The sequence below is a fragment of the Rhizobium acidisoli genome (genome assembly GCF_002531755.2).
Taxonomy (GTDB): Bacteria; Pseudomonadota; Alphaproteobacteria; order Rhizobiales; family Rhizobiaceae; genus Rhizobium; species Rhizobium acidisoli.
In genome coordinates this window covers 489,668-508,223 of sequence record NZ_CP035002.1, presented here as the reverse complement: position 1 = coordinate 508,223, position 18,556 = coordinate 489,668, and the positions used below count along the sequence as shown (strand labels likewise).

Sequence of the window (18,556 nt, the reverse complement as noted above, 5' to 3'; positions counted from 1 at the left end):
GACTCAGCCTCGGCGCCGACTCACCGAAGACCGATTTCGCCGGGGAGCGCAAACCGGATCGGCAGCCTATCTCTCTTATTTATAGGCGGACGCATGGTACAGGTTTTCGGCTTCCGGCCCGCGCACCGGTCCGTTGCCGGAAGACTTGTCGTTTACGTCCTGGGTTTCAGGATCGCGGCGTGACGGGGCAAGGCCGAGCATTTGTTCGAGACGACCGGCATTGAGCGGAGCGCTTATTCCCTTGAAGTTCATAATCCATCTTTCGTCTGCGCATGGCTTGTGTAACGCTGCAGAGATAAGCGCAATTTGAACCCGCCGAGAACAACCCGTCAGCGTTATCACCATCTTTTCCGAAGCGAAGGAGGAGGGGAGGTGGGCTTCATCTCTCTGATGCGGCCCGCGTGCAGCCTCCGAGGGTGACGCCGGCGGTCGGCGATCAGTGTCATCCCTACATGCCGGCAGTTGAGCGTGAGGCGATACGCGGCAGCGTCATGATCACATCAACTGCAAGATCACAACGGCGCATGCTAGGCGAATCAGGTCTCGGTGGGTATGCTCGGCAGCGTTGGCAGGATTGCGGTGTCGCAGAGTTGCGGCTGGCCCCATTTAACCTAATTCCCAGCTTCAGTCGGCACCTTCCTAACGGAACTTATTAGGGAATTCGCTTCCGCCTGGGGAATTCCCTCTTGTTTACCTGCTATTTACCATAAATGGTCCGCAACGGCGGAAGAGCCGCATTCGTAAGCGGGGCAAATCCGGTGGCAATGCCAGCACAATGAGCAGGGACAAGCCTTCAGGCGCGTGCCGCAACCATGGAAGGGAGTGGCGGAACACGATGATCGTCGTCGCCGATGCCCAACCGGTCGCCAAGGTAGTGCCAGAACGACAGGCCAAGCTTCTGGCAGGTCTTCATCAGACCGAGCATGCTGTCACGCGCCTGCCGGCCGTTGCGACTGACCGTGCCGCCGGAAATCTTTCGCTTGATGACAAAGCCGCGCAGATCTCTTTCCGAGGCGTTCGTATGCAGCGGCGTCTCAGGCCGCTCCAGAACCCGCAGCAGCTCGGCCTTGCGGCGCTTCAACCGAGACAAGAGTTTGTCGAGGTCGCCATAGCCGGTGCGGATGGAGAATATCCGATCGAACCGGACCTGAAGGCCTTGGGCCGCTCGCCTACTAGGTCTTCGCTGGTAGTCTTTCAGAAGTTTGTAAAAAAGCCAGATCAGCTCGCGCAGCGTCTCGACATGCTTCACTTGGCCGGGTGTTGCCGGCATCAGCTTGTGCAGCAAACGTTCGGCGTGAACCCAACACAGCGCATGGGTGCCGACACGGAATTGTCCGGCATCGTCGGAGACAATCACCGCATTGCCGACCAGGCCATGATGGCGGATGGAGCCCCAGATGCCGGCCTCGGCAAACGGGCGAAGAGCGTCACTGTCAAAGATATCGACGCCATGTTCGGCCAGGTACGCGAGAAACGGAACCTGATTGGCAAACCGCCGCGGTTCACATGTATTCAAATGCGCCAGAAGGGCGGGGTCGACCTGACGATCTTCCAGAAAGGTGAAGGCGGCATCGTTGAGAACATAGTCCTGATAGTTGCCGCGCAGCAGGGCCAGAAAGTTCAGCCGCGACTTCGACGGCGCCGTGCGGAAGGCGGTGAAATACTCGCCTCCGATCTGTGTCGTATGGAAATTGCGGTTGGCATGACGGGCGCCAGTGTCGTCAACTGTGACAAAGGGAGCCGAGACCAGGCCCGCATGCAGCACGGCAGCATCCTCGGCATGAAAGCCATCCAGCCGCTCTGTCAAAAACCGGATGACCTGGCGTTTGGAAATCTCGACGCCGACATCGTTCAGCAAGGTCGTCAATCGCTGCGTCGTCACCTGCCCATGGCTATGAAGCATCAGGCAGAAGCGACGCAGCCTGGCGCCGTAGCCGCCCTTTATCCCCGCAGGCAGCGGCGCGACGATCGTGCGTCCATCCGGAGTCACCCAGCATTCGCGGCGATAGCGCACCACTTCGGCCCGCACGACCAGATCCCGCACCACGCAATCCTTGTAGCCCTTGAAGCGCGATCCGGGTGGTGCGTTGGCAGGCAGCACCTCTTCGCGCGTGACGCTGCCCTTGTCGCCTTTCGGCCCGCGACGCCGCGCAGGCTTTCGGCTGCCGGCAACCGTTTTGTCACTCGTTGCCTGTTCCATGCCCGATGGCCTGAAGGGTGGGCGCGGCGGCAGGTTTTTGAGCCGCGCAATCTCGTCGCGCAGAAGCTGGTTGTCGACCTTCAGCCGCGTGTTCTCTACCCTGAGCAGGTCGTTTTCTTCACGAAGCTTTCGGTTGTCAGCCTCAAGCTTCTCGATCCGGATTTCTGCCCGATCAGCCCGCTCCACCAGACCAGTCACCAACTCCCGCAGCGCCTTCAGCGACAGCGTGTCGGCATGCTCGACCATGGGGAGGCGGCGCTTCGTCATAAAGGAAGTGAATCATGATTCACAAAAAACAGGAATCCCTTCTGCCACCAGATCTGCTCCAGTTACCCGCATTCGGTGTTCGTGGGCGTAGCGTGGGGCGGGGCTTGAGCCTATCGCACCTTCGTTGTCTCGCGATTGGTAAAATGCGCATTGCCCAAACCCGTACCGATCGTCAGCACGGCCCATCGCGATACGTCGGTCATAAAAGGGATCTGCGACAATCCCTGCACGACGGCATCGTTGTGCATCATCACGAATGTACTGTCGTCGCCGATCTCGGGAATGGCCTTCATCAGCGCGGCGGGAAGGTTGAAGCTGTCGCTCTCCCAGTTTCCCCCCGGCAGGTTCTGCCCGCCGCGTTCGATGGAGCCATCGGCTTTGATGATGCCGGGACAAGCGATCCCAATGATCGGCGCGGGCTTGAGATTGGCCTTTTCGGCCTTGCCGATCAACTCGAGCAACATCGCGGCCAACCGCTCGATGGTTGCGGTGCGACTTGGTTCGTCGTCGGCATGACGCCAGATCGTTGATTCCCAGACGCTCGCATCCGCGAAGTTCGGCACGTCGTCCTTTCCGAATTTAACGACGCCGGCGCGAACATTGGTGCCGCCGATATCGACGGCCAGGATCGCCTCGTGGCCTTTGAACATCCAGCGCGGCATCAGGTGGACCGCACCGATCAGTCCGGCCTCGTCAGGGTGATGAACGATCGGCACGATCTCGACGTCGATGCCGGCCGCCTTGAGGATAACCATGGTCCTGGCGATCGTCAGCTCGCCAAAACGGCTCTGCCGAAAGCCCCCGCCGACGACGATACGTTCCGTCTTGAACCAGCGCTTGTCCTTCAGGAACTTTCCAATCACGTCGGCAAAATCCTGAGCGAAGTCCTCCACCGCCCCCATGACCAATGCTGCGGCCTCCATATCGTCGCCCTTCAGAAAGGCATCGATCTTTTTCTTGGAAAGCTTCGCCGTCGCGGTCTTGCCAATCGGGTCGTCCCCGACCTTGCGGACACGTTTTCTCCAGTCGTCGAGCTTCATTTGAAACGTCTTCTTGTTGGCGTTGTCGCCCACGAAACCATCCTTGTCACGCAGTTCGTTGTTGTAATCGTCGATCGTCACCAATGGCAGGGTTAACGCGCCATGTGCCAACGGGGCATTGACCTCATCACGGGGCTCGGAACTGCTTTTGGCCATCAAAATACCTTCTGCGGGGCGAGGGCTCGAACGGGCCGCGAGATACAACGCGGACTAGCCCCGGATGTTCCGGTGTCCGAAACCTCACCTTGTCCTCGTCGACCCGTGACCTAGCTTCAATCATTGCAGAGTTTGGAGAATGCCGTGCAGGACGACGCCGCTACCCAGGAAATGCTTTCACTGGTCTTGGAAGAACCGGAACGCTGGGCGATGTTTCTCGACATCGACGGAACGCTGCTCAATCTCGCGCCCACGCCGGATGCGATCGAAGTCCCGGAGGCTCTTCCCGCACAGCTTCACCGCCTGTCGAACAAGCTCGGCGGTGCCTTGGCGCTGGTCACCGGGCGATCGCTTGCCTATGCGGACGCGCTGTTCAAACCCTTTGCATTTCCGACGGCAGGCCTTCACGGCGCGGAAATCAGAAGTGCCGCCGGCATGCACACGCTCGAGGCCAGTCCCGAATTTCAGGCGCTGAAGCACGCCCTGACCGAGGAAGCCGAACACTATCCAGGTGTGCTGATCGAGGATAAGGGCGCGGCCGTTGCCGCTCATTACCGGCTCGCGCCCGAATATGAAAAGGTGCTCGAAGAGCGCATGCACCACTATGCCAAGGTCGCCGGGCCGAACTGGGCGCTGCAACTCGGCAAGATGGTCTTCGAGTTGCGGCCGGCGCGCTCAAGCAAGGGCGATGCGCTGGAGCGGTTTTTTCAGTCAGACCCATTCAAGGACCGCTGCCCGATCACCATCGGCGATGACCTGACCGACGAGTCGATGTTTGCGATCGCCAATGCGCGCGGCGGCGTTTCCGTGCGTGTCGGGGCGATCGGCGCCCCGAGCTGCGCCACCAGCCGGTTGTCTTCGGCGGCGTTGGTCAGAAATGTCATTGCCGCTCTGGCTGCCTGATATCCGCCTTGCACGATACCCGACGCGGGTGGCGGTTGTCTTTTGCATCGACTGCGCAGCATCAATCATCAAAAAAGTATCAGTTTTGACCGGGAATCGTGGTGGCGGGCTTGAAACGAGCCCACTACACTCCCCTTCAACGATAAAGCCAAAAAGGGAATTTGGCGTGCGGGCTTGGAACCCGTCCTCGGAGGAGGAAACAATGGAACCTGACTTGGAAGTCGTTCAGATCAGGCCGGGCGAATCCTTCGCAACGAAGGCGCATGGCTATCCCTATCACACGGTTCGCTGGCATTTTCATCCGGAATACGAACTGCATCTCGTCGTGGCGACAACCGGACGCTATTTCGTCGGCGACTTCATCGGCGAGTTCGAACCGGGCAATCTTGTGCTTGCCGGTCCCAATCTTCCCCACAACTGGATCAGCGACGTCCCGAAGGGGTCGAGCATTCCGCTGCGATGCCAGCTCATCCAGTTCAGCGAGAATTTTATCAGCGACACGATGAAGGTGCTGGCCGAGCTCGGCCCCTTCGAGCCGGTGCTCGAAGCGTCCCGCCGCGGCGTGCTTTTCGGCACTGACACCAGCCGGCAGGTCGCGCCGCTGATGACCGAGGTGCAGCAGGCGCAGGGCGTGCGCCGCATCGAGCTCTTCATGATGATCGTCGGTCTGCTCAGCCGGGCGCAGGATGCCCAGCTTCTCGCCAGCCCAAGCTATCTGCCCGATCCGTCCGGCTACATGTCGGCCGGCATCAACAAGGCGCTCGCCTATATCCGGGAGAACCTGACGAAATCCTTCGACGAAGCCGATCTCGCCGGCATTGCCGAGCAGTCCACAGGCGCCTTTTCGCGCGCCTTCCGCCGGCATACCGGCATGTCGCTCGTGCAATATGTGAAACGCCTGCGCATCAATCTCGCCTGTCAGATCCTGATGAGCGACGATCACGCATCGATCACCGATATCTGCTTCGAGGTCGGCTTCAACAATCTGTCCAACTTCAACCGCCAATTTCTCGCGGAAAAGGGTATGACGCCTTCCCGTTTCCGGCGGTTGCTGGGTGACAATATCAACGTGGCGAAGGCGGCTTGAGGAAGCCGCACAAGCACGGTTCCAGGAAGTACGAAGCAAAGGTCCGCCGAAGACGGCGATAGGGAGGACGAGGAGGAGGAACCAAAACCGACGTTGATTTGAACGCGAGCGCGCACCGAGAGCGGTTCGCGAGTGGAGACGCTTGTCCTCAGAAAACGGCAACCGCCGGGACAGGCGGCGGTTCGTTCAGCCGAACGGCCGCAACAGACACTGCAACGACGAAGCTACACAATTTTTCCAATGGGAGGAGATGGAAATGATGAAATTCTCGACAAAAGCGGCAGGCGCCGCGGCACTTGCCCTTTCCCTGCTTGGCGGGACGTCAGCCTTTGCGCAAAACGCCGTTGCCGATGCGACGGTCGCATTCCTCATGCCCGACCAGGGCTCGACCCGATACGAAGAGCACGACCATCCGGGATTCGTCGCGGAAATGAAGAAGCTCTGCGCATCCTGCAAGGTCCTCTATCAGAATGCCGATGCCGATATCGCCAAGCAGCAGCAGCAGTTCAACTCGGCCATCACCCAGGGCGCCAAGGTCATCGTGCTCGATCCGGTGGATTCGGCAGCGGCCGCCTCTCTCGTTCAGCTCGCCCAGAGCCAGGGGGTCAAGGTCATCGCCTATGACCGCCCGATCCCGAAGGGGAAGGCCGATTTCTACGTCTCCTTCGACAACAAGGCGATCGGCAAGGCGATCGCGGAATCGCTCGTCCAGCATCTGAAGGCGAAGAACGTGCCGGCCGATGACGGCGGCATTCTGCAGATCAACGGTTCACCCACCGATGCGGCCGCCGGGCTGATCAAGGACGGTATTCACGAGGGGCTCGCCAGCGGCGGATACAAGACGCTTGCCGAATTCGACACGCCGAACTGGCAGCCGGCGAATGCCCAGCAATGGGCGGCCGGCCAGATCACCCGCTTCGGCAAACAGATCGTCGGCGTCGTCGCCGCCAATGACGGCACCGGCGGCGGCGCCATCGCCGCCTTCAAGGCAGCCGGCGTCGATCCCGTGCCGCCGGTGACCGGCAATGATGCGACGATCGCCGCGCTGCAGCTGATCATATCGGGGGATCAGTACAATACGATCTCCAAGCCGAGCGAAATCGTCGCCGCGGCTGCCGCCGACGTCGCCGTCAAACTTCTGGCCGGAGAAACGATCAAGGCCGAAATGACGCTTTACGACACGCCGGCGCAGCTCTTCGTCCCTGCCGTCGTCACCGCCGAAAACCTCAAGGCCGAGATCATCGACAAGAAGATCAACACCGCCGAGGAACTCTGCACCGGCCGTTATGCCGACGGCTGCAAGAAGCTCGGCATCACCAAGTAATCGTACCAAGGCAAGCGCGGCCGGATCGCCGGCCGCGCTTCCGGTTTTCACTTCGGAAAGGCCAGGCGATGTCTGAAACCTCTCATATTCTTGACGGCTCCCGTCAGCCTGTCCTCAGCCTGCGCGGAATATCGAAGCACTTCGGGGCCGTGTCGGCGCTCACCGATATCGAACTCGACGTACATGCCGGCGAGGTCGTGGCGCTCGTCGGCGACAATGGCGCCGGCAAATCGACGCTGGTCAAGATCCTGGCCGGCGTTCACCAGCCGAGCTCGGGCACGATCCTGTTCGAGGGAAAGCAGGCAGATCTGTCGAGCCCGAGTGCTGCCCTCGACCTCGGCATTGCGACCGTCTTCCAGGATTTGGCACTGTGCGAAAATCTCGACGTCGTCGCCAATATTTTTCTCGGCAAGGAGCTCAATCCCTTCCAGCTCGACGAGGTCGCCATGGAGATCCGCGCCTGGAAGCTGCTGAACGAGCTTTCGGCCCGAATCCCTAGCGTGCGCGAGCCCGTCGCCTCGCTCTCCGGCGGACAGCGCCAGACGGTAGCGATCGCCAGGTCGCTGCTGCTCGAGCCGAAACTGATCATGCTCGACGAACCAACGGCAGCTCTTGGTGTCGCCCAGACCGCCGAGGTGCTTGATCTGATCGAGCGCGTGCGTGAACGCGGCCTCGCCGTCATCATGATCAGCCACAATATGGAAGATGTGCGTGCGGTCGCCGACCGCATCGTCGTGCTTCGGCTCGGGCGCAACAACGGCACCTTCATGCCCGACGCCTCCAATGAAGAGCTCGTCAGCGCGATCACCGGCGCATCCAACAATTCCGTCTCCCGCCGCGCCACGCGCCGCAAGGCGCAAGGCCGAGAGAATGAGGAGGGCAGGGCATGATGAAGACCTTGCAGAATGAACCGGCGGCACCCGCGCTCCTCGACCGACGCGACGAAAGAGTGCGCCATGACGATAGCCTTGCCGGCTCGATCCGCGCCTTTTGGGATCGCATCCGCTCCGGCGACCTCGGCTCGCTGCCGGTCATTGTCGGCCTGGCGATCATCTGGACGGTGTTCCAGGCGCTTAATCCTGTGTTTCTCTCCAGCGCCAATCTCGTCAACATGCTATTCGACTGCTCGACGGTCGGCGTCATCTCGCTCGGCATCGTCTGCATCTTGATGGTGGGCGAGATCGATCTTTCCGTCGGCTCGGTCAGCGGCTTCGCCTCGGCGCTGGTCGGCGTCTTCTGGGTCAACCAGGGCTGGCCGGTGGTGCTCGCGGTTCTCGCCGCAATGATCGTCGGCGCCCTGATCGGCTCGCTCTACGCCTTCCTGTTCAACCGCTTCGGCATGCCGAGCTTCGTCTCCACCCTGTCGGGCCTGCTCGCGGTTCTCGGCCTGCAGCTCTATATTCTGGGAGCCACCGGCTCGATCAATCTCCCCTATGGCTCCTGGCTGGTGAAATTCGGGCAGATCATGGTCATGCCGGATCCGGTCGCCTATCTGCTGGTGGCGCTTGCCGGCATTGCCTTCTTCTTCGCGAGCTACCGCACGTCGGCGCGCCGGCGGGCAGCCGGACTGTCGGCGAAATCGACGGGCGGATTGCTGTTGCGCGCCGTCGTCATCACGGTCGCCCTGGAAGCGGTTGCTTTCTACCTCAACCAGTCGCGCGGCATTCCCTGGATGTTCGGCCTCTTCGTTGGGCTCGTCGCCGCCATGAACTATGCGCTGACGCGCACCAAATGGGGACGCTCCATGCAAGCCGTCGGCGGCAACAGAGAGGCCGCCCGCCGCTCGGGCATCAATGTGTCGCGCATCTATGCGAGCGCCTTCGTCACCTGCGCCCTGCTCGCGGCGACCGGCGGCGTGCTTTCGGCTGCGCGGCTGGCAACCGCAAGCCAGCAGGCCGGCACCGGCGACGTCAATCTCAACGCCATCGCCGCAGCCGTCATCGGCGGCACCAGCCTGTTCGGCGGGCGGGGCAGCGCCTATTCGGCTCTTCTCGGCATCATCGTCATCCAGTCGATCGCCAGCGGGCTGACGCTTCTCGATCTGTCGTCGTCGCTTCGATACATGATCACCGGCGCCGTCCTTGCTGTCGCGGTCATCGTCGACTCGCTGGCACGCCGATCGCGGATCTCGCACGGCCGCGCCTAAACCACTTGAGAAAACAGAGGAAGAAAATGGGACAGGATCTGTCTGGAAAAGTCGCGGCCGTCACCGGAGCGGCATCGGGTATCGGTCTGGAATGCGCCAAGGCCCTGCTTGCTGCCGGCGCCCGGGTGGTGCTGGTCGATCGCAATGAGGAAGCCTTGAAGGAAATCTGCTCAACGCTTGGCGCCAATGCCATTCCGCTGGTCATCAATCTCACGGATCCGGAAAGCGTGGCGCGGATGATGCCTGAGATCCTGGCGAAGGCAGGCCAGCTGGATATTTTCCACGCCAATGCCGGCTCCTATATCGGCGGTGAGGTGCTTGGCGGCGACCCCGACGCCTGGGACCGGATGCTCAATCTGAACGTCAACGCCGCATTCCGTTCGGTGCATGCCGTCTTGCCGCATATGGTCGAGCGCAAGACCGGGGATATCATCCTGACGAGCTCCGTCGCCGGTCTGGTTCCCGTGGTATGGGAGCCGATCTATACGGCCTCCAAACATGCGGTGCAGGCCTTCGTCCATACGCTGCGGCGACAGGTGGCAAAGCATGGCCTCCGCGTCGGTGCGGTCGCGCCAGGCCCCGTGGTCACCGCTCTTCTGAGTGATTGGCCGCAGGAGAAGCTGGATGAGGCACTTGCCGCCGGCGGCTTGATGGAACCGAAGGAAGTGGCCGAAGCGGTGCTCTTCATGCTGACACGCCCGCGCAGCGTCACGATCCGCGATCTCGTCATCCTGCCGCAAAGTACCGACATCTGATGAGCGCTGGCCGCTTTCGCAAAACCAGAAAGGAACCGCCATGATCTTCGATAGATTTCGCCTGGACGGGCAGGTGGCGCTGGTAACCGGCGGCACGCGCGGCATCGGGCTTGCGATCGCCGAAGCGCTCGGCGAGGCCGGCGCCAAAGTTGTCATCACGGGAAGGACCCGCAATGCGGCGGCGGAAGACCGGCTCGCCAAGGCCGGTGTCGATTGCGATTTCATCGCCGCCGACCTGACGAAAGACGATGCCGCCGACGCGCTCGTCAAAGAGACGCTGTCACGGGCGGGCCGGCTCAATATCCTGGTTAACAATGCCGGCATCGCCATTCATGGCGACAGCGGCGAATTCTCCGATGCGATCTGGCGCGAGATCATGACCGTCAATGTCGACGCCGTCTTCCGCGCCTGCCGCGCGGCACTCGCTCCCATGCGGCGCGAGGGCAGGGGCGTGATCCTCAATATCGGCTCGATTTCGGGCATCGTCTCCAACATTCCGCAGAACCAGGTCGCCTACAACTCCTCCAAGGCGGCGGTTCATATGATGACCAAGAGCCTGGCGAGCGAAGTCGCCGCCGAGAATATCCGCGTCAACGCCATCGCCCCCGGCTATATCGAGACCGATCTGTCGCGCGGCGGCATCGATAATCCCGACTGGTTCCCGATCTGGCGCGGCATGACCCCGATGGGACGCGTCGGGCAGCCGGAGGAGGTGGCCAGTGCTGCCCTGTTTCTCTGCTCGGCGGCGGCAAGCTACGTGACCGGTGAAGTGCTTGTCACCGATGGCGGCTATACCACGCGGTGATGAGCGGACACTGAGCGCGAGGGCGCCCGCCGCTGCCTATGCTCACGCGAGACAATCGAGCATCCACTGGACGCCAAAACGATCGGTGAGCTTGCCGTAATAGCTCCCCCATGGCTGGACCGCCAGCGGCGTCGTTATCCTCCCGCCTTCAGCCAGTCGGGCGAAAAGCCCCTCGGTCCTGTCGCGGTCATCCATGATCAGCATATGGGCGGAGCCTCGCATCGGCTCGGCATCGTGATTGTCGGAGGCGAAGAACAGAATGCCGGGTCCTTCGAAACGCGCATGCATCACCTTGCCCCGCATGGCTTTACTGGCAACGGGCATTCCATCTGCGCCATGGCGCTTCAATAGCGTGACGCGGCCAAGCCCGCATTCGGCATAAAAGGCGAGCGCCTCCTCGCAGCCGTTGGAAAAGAACAGATAGTTGGCAAGCTGCATGGGCTGGCTCCGTCGCGCCGCCGGATGGCGGCGCATTGCTGTGTCAGGTCTGAGGTTTCGCAGATACGCCGCAATCGTTACGACGCGGCGGCCGCGCCCTGGATGGCGCCGACGAAGTCGGCATTGCTGTAGCTGTCGCCGGCTATTCCCCAGGCACCCTCGGGGGCATAGACGATGTTCGACCATATATGCTCGCGCTTGAGCCGGCCTTCGGCAGCCTGCTCGACGACATCGGCCGCTTTTTCGATGAAGGCCTGCTTCGCTTCAGCGCTCGCCAGCGCGACCTCCGGCAATTTAAGTTCGACGAACGCCGCTGCGATCGGCTTTCCGGCCGCCAGCACGTGCTCGCGCGGCAGCACGTTGATGGTGCCGATGACATTGGCGGTCATGAAAGCGTTGCCGGTCAACCCGGCGACATCAAGCAAGGCGTCCGTCAATCCGGCAAAGGCTCGCGCCTGGGCCTCCGGCGAGAGCAGGCCTTCCGGCACGGTGAGTGTGATAGGCATCGAATATCTCCCTCTTTGAATCGTGACCGCTTCTGATATACCGATCACTCTTTATGGATACACACCGGTCACTCTCTTAGCAAGCAATAAAGAGCGATCACTCTCTAAATGAGGTTTTCATGCGTTACAGCGCCGAACACAAACTGGAAACCCGGGCTCGCGTCATTACGGCCGCGGGCCAGATCTTCCGCAAGGACGGTTATGGCGGCGCCGGAATCGACGCGCTGACGAAGGCCGCCGGCGTGACGAACGGCGCCTTCTACGGACATTTCAAATCGAAGGCCGAAGCCTTTCGTACAGCCGTGCTGGAGGGGCTCGAAGAACTGCGGCAAGGAATCGCCGCGCTGAAGACCAATCAGCCGAAAGACTGGCTGCCGACGTTCGTCGGCTACTATCTCGGCTATAAAAGAACCTGCGATTTAGGCGAGAGCTGTGCACTGCCGAGCCTTTCGCCCGACGTGATGCGCGCGGATGATGAAACGCGAAGCGCCTACACGGCTGAGATCAAACGCCTCGTCGAAGAAGTCGCCGCCGGCCTGCCGGAGCACAAGATGGAGGGCCGATCCGAAGCAAGCCGGGAAGATCAGGCGATCCTGCTTCTCGCCATGCTGAGCGGCGGCGTCACCCTTGCGCGCGCCGTGTCCGACCCGGCGCTGTCCGCACGCATTGCAGATATCATCGCGCAGGCGGCGTTGACGGCAATAAAACCGCACGACTGATCCGCTTGCTTACGAGCCTGCGTCAGCATCAGACCCGGAAGGTCTCTAACTCGACGTGGGATTCCCCAATCATAAGAGAATTACACGGGTATGGTGATTTCGAACTCGGCGCCTGCGCCGGCCGTCTGCAGCAGGCGGATCGTAGCGCCATGGGCGCTCAGCATGGCGCGAACGATGCCGAGACCCATGCCGGTGCCGCCTTGTTCGCGGCGGGTTGAAAAGAACGGCTGAAAGATACGTTGCCGATTTGCCTCGGGGTTTTCCGGCGAGATCAAGGAAGCTTTGCGACAACACGGCGATCTCGCGCGTTCCATAGCTTTCAAGCGGCCGGATTGCTCCCTTGCCGCCGCGGGCGATCTCTTCCGTGCGGGCGATCAAGGCGTCGATCGGGCCGGTGATGGTACGCGTCAGCACATAGGCAATAGCGAGCGTCAGCATGGCGACAACCGCGAGAGCGACGATTTCCGCCGGCGCCATCCGGTTCGAATTCACTTCCACGGCGCGAAACCAGATGACGATCAGGATCGGCAGCGCCATGACGGCGAGAAGTAGGTCGATCGCACAGAATATGTCGGCTCATTCGCCGCCCATGTCTCCCACGAACTGAAATCGCCGCTGACGGCCATTCGGGGTGCAACGACATAGACGATCAGCGCCAGCGTCGGGCGCCATTTCGTCCTGACTTTCGGTGCCGGCATCAGGCCTTCCTCCCGCTTTCACTGCCGAGTTTGAAGCCGATGCCGTGAACCGTCGCGATGATCCCCTGGCCGCCGGCCGCCAGGAACTTGGCCCTGATGTTGCGGATATGGCTGTCGATCGTGCGGTCGGCGACATAGGTTCCGGCGCCATAGTCCGCCTCCATCAGCCGTTCGCGGCTGAAGACCATGTCGGGGCGTGACAACAGCGCGTCCAGGATGGCGAACTCGAGCACCGTCATCGAAATGGCGCTGTCGCCGAACATGACCGTCCTGCCTTGGCGATCCAGGCTGAGTTCGCCGGCGACAAAGATGGCGCGGCGCCTCTCAGGCTCCGCTTCGTTGCCGCTGCGCTTCAGGATCGCCTTGACCCTGGCGACGAGTTCGCGCGGGCTGAACGGCTTGGTGACATAATCATCCCCGCCGATTTCCAAACCCAGCACCTTGTCGATCTCCTCATCGCGCGCGGAAAGAAACAGGATCGGCAATCCCGATGTCTTGCGGATCTGGCGGCAGACATCGAGACCATCCATATCAGGCATGCCGATATCGAGAATGATCAGATCGATGTTGCCGCGGCGGAAGGCCGCCATCGCCTCGGTGCCATTGCGAACGGCCGTCGATATCAGACCGGCACGCTCAAGAGCGAAACAGATCACGTCGCGGATGTGAGGTTCGTCATCGACGACAAGAATGCGGGGCGCCATCAGCGGTCCTGTGTTAGTTGGTCCTGCTTGTTGTCATCGTTCTCGTTCTCTCTTGCAATGGCTGCAGGAGACAGAAGATAGGTCTCCAGCCGTGCAGACCGAAAGGTCCAGCTCCGCCAGTCGCGCGGCTGCATCTCAAAATCCCTGACGAGGTAAAAGCGAGCTGTCACCGCTTTGCTCCTTTGGTCGATCAGGTCGCTCGGCAGCATCTGGAGATAGAGATCGAACGCCGGAATGACGGAGGGACCGAGCGAGGAGAGATAAGAAAGGTCGAGCGGCGGACCTTCCTGGCTGATCTCCTGACTGTGGGCGACATTGAAACGAGCGATGAAAGCCGGGAAATCGACGAAGGAACTGATGTAGAGAACCGTAAGGAGGGAGACGAGGTTCGCAGCGACCAGCCACTCATTGGATCGGTTGAGCAGAATGCGCAGCAGGATCAAGACAAGGCCGATGGCGACGATACCCATCCAGAGACCGGCGGCGACACGCAGTTCGGTCAGCGAATAGACCTCCACATAAAGCCCAAGCCGCAGCATCGAGGAAAGGCAGAGCAGGACATTCTGGCCGATCCAGGCATGAACGAGGCCGCGGATCAGCGCGCTATGATCACCAGGCCCGCCGCGCCGCATGGCGACGAGGACGAAAGCTGCGGCAAGAAGCGCTGTGACAATCAGCGGATAGGCGCCGCGATGGGCATATTCGGCATGGCTCATGTGCTCGGGCAGATCTGCGCCGCCCCAGAGATAGACGAGATCGAGAAGCGTCTGCACGGCAAAGATCGCGTTGAACAGGATGAGCGACCGCAGCAGCGAGGCATGACCGAACGGCGCATTCCTGGTGGGCACGATCATGAACGGCCGGCCGGTCGGCGGCCTCTTGGCGCGACGCTTCAGGCGCGGTCGCAACATCGCCCAGACGACAACGGCTGTTATCATCCAGAAGCCGATCCGCCAAAGATCGAGAAACTGCAGCAGAACGGCAAAATCAATACTGCGCAGCGCGATTTCGATAAGCGGGTTTGCCGTTGCAAAAAGGGATACGAAGACCGCCGCAAGGATGAGCGGCATGATCCAGAGGCCGACGCCCTGTCGGACCATAGTGAAAGAGAAACGTTTCCCCGGCGTCGCAAGAGACTTCCTGATATCTTCGGCAAGCCGCAGGGGAATGACGAGGGCGAAACGGAAGAATACGAGGGGCAGGGCGGACAGGCGGCGGGGGAAGAGCCTGGCGCTGATGAGCGCAACCGACATTAGCGCGCCGAGGCAAAGGCCAACGCCCGTCAGCGAAGGCGATTCGACCAGGGGCGCCGACGCCAGAATCGAAAGGCTGAGCAGGAACGCCGCCCTCGAAAGCCGAGGTCTCCTCCTCGCCGAAAGCAGAATGCCCGCGAAGACGGCGAGCGCAAAAAGGAAGAGGTTTATCCCGAGTTCCTGGCCAAAAACCAGAAAATCAGCAAATCCCACCAGCGCAAGCAGCGCGATAGTTCGGCCGCTGCCGCGTCTGATTGGCATCGGTTCTGTCAAAGTATTGGCTGTATCCATTGCTGCTCCTCTTGCGAATGCTGCGTTTCGATCACGATGAGCCTGGTTCTCAACCTCGCCGCGGCAGGCGAGTCTTGAGGCTCCTGTACAAGCCACCACCCGTCATTGCGCAGGCGTTCCGGCAAAGTTGGGGATGGGTCGCGGGGCTGGATGTCGTTCGTGCTCATGGCGGAAACATGCCGCGCCGGATTGCAGATTTTGTGCAGAGGGTGAGCAGCAATTCAGGAATCTTCGGCGACGTGAAGATACGGAAAGGCTCACGGCCGATCATGAAGACGGCTTGTCAATCACGCTTCTCGCGGCAGGCGCTACCCATTCGCGTGGAATGGCGCCGCGCTTTTTTCAGCAGCCGGAGTGGCCGGGCGTCACCCAGTCACGCGATGTCTGGCAGCCTCGTTCGCCGACGAGTTGGCTGTGCCAGAAGATCAAAGGGAATAGACAAGGCTCATCTGAATCGTGGTGCGCGCTTGGCATTGTGAAGCAGTTCGCAGGCTGTCGCGAATGGCCCGAAAAGTTTGAGCAACAGCGCCTGTTCCTCGGCGTCTATCCGATGGCGCGCGCAGTACTCGGTTACCGACCAGACTTTCGTCAGATCATCGGTCTCAATTTGCTTGGGTTCGATGTGTTCGGTCAAGGGCGTGTCCTCCGAACTTCGAGACTACGCTTCCCCGGCATATATAAGAACTAGCTAAAAAGAATTATGTTCGGCCGAATAAGCCAGGAATACGAAAACGCCCGCCGATTGCGCGGCGGGCGTCATGTCTCACAGATCTATCGCACTTATCAGGCGATATGAGCGTCGGTGCCGGTGATGTTGAGCGTCACCTTGGCAGTGTCCGTGTGGCCTTCGCCGTCGGAGATCTTGTAGTAACGGAGAACTTCCGTGTAGGTCTGACCGTCATTCAGATCCGTGTTCAAGTCGTAGGTGAACGTGCCGTCCGACTTGACATGGAACGTGCCGTAGGTGCCGGCAACGTCGGTTACAGCGTCGGCAGTGCCGTCTACCTTGGTGGTCAGGAACTGGCGGAGGAACATCTTGCCGTTGTCGCCGGCAATGTCGTTGTCCAGAACGTTGCCGCCGATGGCATGGCCTTCGGTGAAGTTGTAGACATCATCAACCGCGATCGGCTTGACCTGGGTTACGCCCTGAATGTTCAGGGTGAACAGGCCGACGTCGGTATGACCGCTGCCGTCGGAGATCTTGTAGGAGACCTTTTCCTGGTACGATTCGCCGTTGGCGAAGCCGATCTTGGCGGCATCGCTCAGGACATAGGTGTAGCTGCCGTCCGGCTTGACGAAGAACGTGCCGTAGTCGCCGTGGATCTCGGTGATCTGGCTGTTGCCGCTCTTGGCGCCAACGGTCTCGCCGTCAAAGGCGCGCAGGAACAGGTGGCCATTATCGGATGTATCGTTGGAAAGCAGGTTTCCGGAAATAACGTCAGTTTCTAGAAATGTTGCACTATCATCAGTTGCGTGTATCGGCGAAGCCATTGCTCTCTCTCCAAATTGTTATAAGCGGGTCAGTTTCCGACCTCAGCGAGCGGCTCCTTTAACAACCTATTAATACTGCAAGTCAATGGCTTATTTAATGAAAGGTTAATGTCGTCTCCGATTTCCCCGTTGCTTCATTCCCGGCGGAATAATGTCATTTTCAAGCAAAATTGAAGAAAACTTGCCGAAAACTATACCCGGCTAACTTGAAGATCGACGCCTAATATATCTGAAGGTGATTGGTGACGCCGGTGGCGTGCCATCCGAGCCATCGTTGCAATCACGTCCCGAGACGACTATTTTAGGGCTATAACCGATCCAAGCAGGGCCGTGACCGGCTTATCAACGAGACGCTTTTATCGGCTGAACCGCTGCGCGCCCTTGAGGCTGCGACAGGCAATCCCACAAACAATCAATGACGCCGGCGATTGCCGGTAGAGGATTTTTTTGAACGATACCATCACAGCCACCGCCATTGGGGCGGCGAACCCGCGTGAGCGTGACGAGGCCGCCCGCCGTGCTGCCAGAACCTGGAAGCCGTGCCCCTGCCTTCTCACCCGCCGCGAATTGCAGGCCCTGATCGCCGAGCAGCTCGGCTGAACCGCGATCGGCGCATCATCCAGACAAGGAGAACTTAAAAAATGCAGGTACTCGTCAGAGACAACAACGTCGATCAAGCGCTGAGGGTTTTGAAAAAGAAAATGCAGCGCGAGGGCCTCTTCCGCGAAATGAAGGAACGGCGCGCCTACGAGAAGCCCTCCGAACGGCGCGTCAGGGAAAAGGCACAGGCGATCAGCCGGCAGCGCAAGGCGGCACGCAAAAAGATGCAGCGTGAAGGCCTGATCGCCAGACCGAAGCGGACGGCGGCCGGTTAGAGAATACCAGCAGTGCTTAGCGGTTTTGTGTCCGGAAGTGCGTGAAGCCAAAAGAAGGGCTCTGGCGGCCATCTTGCCCGGCCTTGCCGAGCTTCGACGGTTACAGGAAAGGACAGACAATGGACGAATTGAATAGCCTCACCGTTTCAGAAGAACGCCCCGAGGATTGCCGCGATGTCGTGGAGCCGGATCTGCAGGATCTGATTCAACGCGCATTGATTTCGGGCTTTTCCCGCGAGGAAATCCTAATCGCCGTCAGCGAACTGGTCGCTGAAGACTTCGCAATGGTCATGGAAACCCCAAGCGTGCACTGAGGAACAAGCGCAGGGACGGTGTCAGTGGTCGCGGGAACATTGGCCACGGCAAATGGTTACCTCGTCTCCTCTTGCACAAACGGAGATGACGATGGCCGAGCATAATGATGCGACACGGGTATGGGAACTGATCGACAGAATAGGGTTTTGCATGCTGACGACCCGCAGCGGCGACGATCTGCGCGCCCGCCCGATGTCCGCCTATACCGCGCAGCTTGAGAACGCGGTCTATTTTCTGACCGATGTGGCCAGCCACAAAGATGACGAGATTGCCCGCTGGCCGAATGTGGGCCTCGCCTTTGCCGATACCAAGGGGCAGAAATACGTTTCCGTGTCGGGCACGGCCGAGGTGCAGAACGACCGCGAGAAGATTAGGGAGTTATGGGCAACGCCGGCCAAAGCGTGGTGGGACAATCCCGACGATCCCTCCATCCGCATCCTGAAAATTACCCCATCCTCAGCTGAATATTGGGACAGCCCGGGCACGATCATCAGCTATATCAAGATGGCCGCCGCAGCGGTCTCGAACAGCAAGCCCGATATGGGCGACAATGCCGAGGTCAAGCTTTGACGCATCAAGCGCT

21 protein-coding genes and 1 pseudogene are annotated in these 18,556 nt (G+C 60.5%); 12 read left to right on the top strand and 10 right to left on the bottom strand.

The window, feature by feature from the left end; genetic code table 11:
• Window positions 1-75: 75 nt before the first annotated feature.
• The 3 genes from CO657_RS37000 to CO657_RS34780 form a co-directional block, all read right to left on the bottom strand.
• On the bottom strand, window positions 76-252 hold the full coding sequence (locus tag CO657_RS37000; protein WP_164918704.1) for a hypothetical protein: 177 nt from the start codon (window positions 250-252) through the stop codon (window positions 76-78).
• A gap of 541 nt (window positions 253-793) precedes the next feature.
• Window positions 794-2,467 (bottom strand): IS66 family transposase, encoded by a 1,674-nt coding sequence (locus CO657_RS34785; protein ID WP_128715652.1) that lies wholly within the window; start codon window positions 2,465-2,467, stop codon window positions 794-796.
• Window positions 2,468-2,577: 110 nt separating this feature from the next.
• Entirely contained in the window at window positions 2,578-3,663 is a 1,086-nt protein-coding gene (locus CO657_RS34780) for an ROK family protein (protein WP_054183674.1), read from the bottom strand.
• A gap of 123 nt (window positions 3,664-3,786) precedes the next feature.
• Here CO657_RS34780 and otsB point away from each other — a divergent pair, with 123 nt between their 5' ends.
• From otsB to CO657_RS34745, 7 genes are all read left to right on the top strand, one after another.
• Window positions 3,787-4,566 carry a trehalose-phosphatase gene (gene otsB / locus CO657_RS34775; protein ID WP_183779926.1) on the top strand — a complete coding sequence of 260 codons (780 nt, stop codon included), beginning with the start codon at window positions 3,787-3,789 and terminating at the stop codon, window positions 4,564-4,566.
• Window positions 4,567-4,768: 202 nt separating this feature from the next.
• Complete coding sequence (locus tag CO657_RS34770; protein WP_054183673.1) at window positions 4,769-5,653, top strand: helix-turn-helix domain-containing protein; 885 nt, start codon at window positions 4,769-4,771, stop codon at window positions 5,651-5,653.
• 250 nt (window positions 5,654-5,903) lie between these two features.
• A complete protein-coding gene (locus tag CO657_RS34765) occupies window positions 5,904-6,977 on the top strand; it encodes an ABC transporter substrate-binding protein (protein ID WP_197283895.1) in 1,074 nt (357 codons plus the stop codon).
• A gap of 68 nt (window positions 6,978-7,045) precedes the next feature.
• A complete protein-coding gene (locus tag CO657_RS34760; protein ID WP_054183672.1) occupies window positions 7,046-7,867 on the top strand; it encodes an ATP-binding cassette domain-containing protein in 822 nt (273 codons plus the stop codon).
• Window positions 7,864-9,123, top strand: coding sequence for a sugar ABC transporter permease (locus tag CO657_RS34755; RefSeq protein WP_054183671.1), 1,260 nt, complete (start codon window positions 7,864-7,866; stop codon window positions 9,121-9,123). The genes CO657_RS34760 and CO657_RS34755 overlap by 4 nt, the downstream gene beginning before the upstream one ends.
• Window positions 9,124-9,149: 26 nt before the next feature.
• Window positions 9,150-9,878 (top strand): SDR family oxidoreductase, encoded by a 729-nt coding sequence (locus tag CO657_RS34750; protein WP_054183670.1) that lies wholly within the window; start codon window positions 9,150-9,152, stop codon window positions 9,876-9,878.
• A 40-nt stretch (window positions 9,879-9,918) separates the two neighbouring features.
• Window positions 9,919-10,683, top strand: a complete 765-nt coding sequence (locus CO657_RS34745) for an SDR family NAD(P)-dependent oxidoreductase (protein WP_054183669.1) — start codon at window positions 9,919-9,921, stop codon at window positions 10,681-10,683.
• Window positions 10,684-10,725: 42 nt separating this feature from the next.
• Here the strand turns inward: CO657_RS34745 and CO657_RS34740 are convergent, their stop codons facing one another.
• Together CO657_RS34740 and CO657_RS34735 are read right to left on the bottom strand one after the other, a co-directional pair.
• Window positions 10,726-11,121 (bottom strand): VOC family protein, encoded by a 396-nt coding sequence (locus tag CO657_RS34740; RefSeq protein WP_054183668.1) that lies wholly within the window; start codon window positions 11,119-11,121, stop codon window positions 10,726-10,728.
• A 77-nt stretch (window positions 11,122-11,198) separates the two neighbouring features.
• Complete coding sequence (locus tag CO657_RS34735) at window positions 11,199-11,627, bottom strand: tautomerase family protein (RefSeq protein WP_054183667.1); 429 nt, start codon at window positions 11,625-11,627, stop codon at window positions 11,199-11,201.
• Window positions 11,628-11,746: 119 nt separating this feature from the next.
• Between CO657_RS34735 and CO657_RS34730 the strand changes: the two genes are divergently transcribed.
• The gene (locus CO657_RS34730) at window positions 11,747-12,346 is read left to right on the top strand and encodes a TetR/AcrR family transcriptional regulator (protein ID WP_054183666.1); all 600 of its coding nucleotides are present in this window, start codon (window positions 11,747-11,749) and stop codon (window positions 12,344-12,346) included.
• Between the two features lie 80 nt (window positions 12,347-12,426).
• On the opposite strand, the pseudogene CO657_RS38345 reads toward CO657_RS34730, so the two are convergent.
• The 5 genes and pseudogenes from CO657_RS38345 to rapA2 all read right to left on the bottom strand — a co-directional run bounded on the left by CO657_RS38345 (window position 12,427) and on the right by rapA2 (window position 16,783).
• Window positions 12,427-13,044 (bottom strand): annotated as a pseudogene (locus tag CO657_RS38345) (ATP-binding protein).
• Window positions 13,044-13,748 (bottom strand): response regulator, encoded by a 705-nt coding sequence (locus tag CO657_RS34715; RefSeq protein WP_054183663.1) that lies wholly within the window; start codon window positions 13,746-13,748, stop codon window positions 13,044-13,046. The pseudogene CO657_RS38345 and the gene CO657_RS34715 overlap by 1 nt, the downstream one beginning before the upstream one ends.
• Entirely contained in the window at window positions 13,748-15,292 is a 1,545-nt protein-coding gene (locus CO657_RS34710) for a DUF4153 domain-containing protein (RefSeq protein ID WP_054183662.1), read from the bottom strand. The genes CO657_RS34715 and CO657_RS34710 overlap by 1 nt, the downstream gene beginning before the upstream one ends.
• 445 nt (window positions 15,293-15,737) lie before the next feature.
• The gene (locus CO657_RS34700) at window positions 15,738-15,926 is read right to left on the bottom strand and encodes a hypothetical protein (RefSeq protein ID WP_003572146.1); all 189 of its coding nucleotides are present in this window, start codon (window positions 15,924-15,926) and stop codon (window positions 15,738-15,740) included.
• Window positions 15,927-16,075: 149 nt separating this feature from the next.
• The gene (gene rapA2, locus CO657_RS34695) at window positions 16,076-16,783 is read right to left on the bottom strand and encodes a calcium-binding lectin RapA2 (protein ID WP_054183661.1); all 708 of its coding nucleotides are present in this window, start codon (window positions 16,781-16,783) and stop codon (window positions 16,076-16,078) included.
• 447 nt (window positions 16,784-17,230) lie between these two features.
• Between rapA2 and CO657_RS36995 the strand changes: the two genes are divergently transcribed.
• From CO657_RS36995 to CO657_RS34680, 4 genes are all read left to right on the top strand, one after another.
• On the top strand, window positions 17,231-17,383 hold the full coding sequence (locus CO657_RS36995; protein ID WP_164918703.1) for a hypothetical protein: 153 nt from the start codon (window positions 17,231-17,233) through the stop codon (window positions 17,381-17,383).
• 41 nt (window positions 17,384-17,424) lie between these two features.
• The gene (gene rpsU / locus CO657_RS34690; RefSeq protein ID WP_054183660.1) at window positions 17,425-17,658 is read left to right on the top strand and encodes a 30S ribosomal protein S21; all 234 of its coding nucleotides are present in this window, start codon (window positions 17,425-17,427) and stop codon (window positions 17,656-17,658) included.
• A gap of 119 nt (window positions 17,659-17,777) precedes the next feature.
• Window positions 17,778-17,972: a hypothetical protein gene (locus tag CO657_RS34685; protein ID WP_054183659.1), complete on the top strand. Its 195-nt coding sequence runs from the start codon at window positions 17,778-17,780 to the stop codon at window positions 17,970-17,972.
• A gap of 91 nt (window positions 17,973-18,063) precedes the next feature.
• Entirely contained in the window at window positions 18,064-18,543 is a 480-nt protein-coding gene (locus CO657_RS34680; protein WP_054183658.1) for a pyridoxamine 5'-phosphate oxidase family protein, read from the top strand.
• Window positions 18,544-18,556: the final 13 nt, after the last annotated feature.